Consider the following 485-nt stretch of genomic DNA (forward strand, 5'->3'; position numbering starts at 1 on the left):
AATGTAAGTAATCGTGTTGGATTATCCAGTTATTTATTGGGAAATGCTTCATTTGAGGATGTCGTTCAACCAACAATGGTTAAAAATTTATTCGTTATTACTAGTGGGCCGATTCCGCCTAATCCCTCAGAATTATTAGGTAGTATGAGAACTAAGGACTTAATCAATCGACTTGAGGACAAATTTGGACTATTAATAATGGATGCTCCACCTGCTAATTCGGTTACTGATGCGCAAGTTCTTGCTACTCAAGTAGATGGTGTCGTAATGGTTGTGCCTCAAGGAATTGCTGAAAAAGCTGGGGTTGCACATGCTAAACAATTATTAGATACAGTTCATGCTAATATTTTGGGTGTAATTATGAATCGTGTCACAAAAGAAAAGTCACAAGGCTATTATGGTGGTTATTATGGCGGATACTATGGAGCCGAGAAAGAGAAATGAAATTAATTGATTTGCATTGCCACATATTGCCAGGCGTTGAT

Annotated in this window: 1 protein-coding gene; it reads left to right on the forward strand. The window is 37.5% G+C overall.

The window, feature by feature from the left end; genetic code table 11:
- Positions 1–444 (forward strand): tyrosine-protein kinase family protein (locus FD33_RS11000; RefSeq protein WP_156407846.1); only part of this gene is annotated, 444 nt, incomplete at its 5' end.
- Between the last annotated feature and the right edge of the window lie 41 nt (positions 445–485).

It is taken from the genome of Companilactobacillus paralimentarius DSM 13238 = JCM 10415 (assembly GCF_001434985.1).
Taxonomy (GTDB): Bacteria; Bacillota; Bacilli; order Lactobacillales; family Lactobacillaceae; genus Companilactobacillus; species Companilactobacillus paralimentarius.